Genomic DNA, 1,167 nt, shown 5'->3' on the forward strand with positions numbered 1-1,167 from the left:
GCAGGCTGAGTCCGACCAGGGGGAGGCGGTCCAGCCACAGGATGGCGGCGAATTCGCGCAGTGTCGCGGCCAGCCAGTAGGCGGGGGAGGTCGGCGCGCCCACGACGTGCACGGGCACGCCGGCGCGGCGGGCCAGCAGGGTCGTGCGGTAGACGTGGAAGCCGCTGGTGACCACCGTGGCACGGTGGCCGGGAGTGGTGCCGTCCACGAGGGCCGCGCTGAAGCGGAGGTTCTGCCCGGTGTTGACGGAGCGGTCTTCCCGCACGATCCGGTCGGCGGGCACTCCGCGTCCGCGCAGATAGTCGGCCATCGCGTCCGCCTCGGAACGGACCTCGTCGTCGCCCTGGCCGCCCGAGACGACGAACACCACCCGAGGGGTGTCCGGTGCGCGGGCGGCGTCGATCGCGAGGGCGCGCTCCAGCCTGCGGGTCAGCAGCGGGCCGGGCCGGTCGCCGTTGAGCCCGGCGCCCAGGACGACGACATGGGTGGTTTCCGGCAGGGGGGCGCTACGGCCCCGGACGAACACGTAGCCGGCGAAGACCAGGAAGAGCAGAGTGAGGTATCCCGCGGCCGCGTTCACCGCGACCACGAGGGCACCGAACGCCTCGCCGCCGACCACGTGGAAGACCGCGTCGAGGCCGAGCACCGCCAGCACCGCGCAGCCGGCGGCCCCGGTCGCCAGCAGGGCTGCCTGCGGTCCGTAGCGCCGGACCAGGAGGACACCGTCGGCCAGCAGCAACAGGCCCAGCGCGAGCGCCAGGAGCAGGGCGGCGACAGCGAGGACGGTGGCGATGGTCGGGTGGGCCGGAGCACTGCGAGCGGCCACGCCGAGTCCGGCAGAGGTCACCGCGAGGCAGAACAGGACGGCGGTGGACAACCGGTGCGGTGCCAGCAGCGCGTGGACGACACCGCCCGCGGCGAACACCACCGCGGCCAGGTACTCCGGGTACTCCGGCATGTGCCGCACCGCTCCGCTCTCCCGCCCACCGGGCCGCTGCCCGTACCCACCCGCCTCACCCGCCCTCAGGTCCCCGGACCCGGTACGGACGGCCGCCGACCATCCTCCCAGACCCGCTGTGATGCGCCGGACGCGGGCGGGCAGTGGTGCGTTCGGCGGGACCCGCACGTCGTGCCGGTGGTGCTGCCCCGCGGCCGCGCAGGACGCAC

1 protein-coding gene is annotated in these 1,167 nt (G+C 74.9%); it reads right to left on the bottom strand.

The window, feature by feature from the left end:
- Positions 1-958 (bottom strand): YdcF family protein (locus ACWD0J_RS41300; RefSeq protein WP_451501009.1); only part of this gene is annotated, 958 nt, incomplete at its 3' end.
- Between the last annotated feature and the right edge of the window lie 209 nt (positions 959-1,167).

This window comes from Streptomyces sp. NPDC003011 (assembly GCF_053591515.1).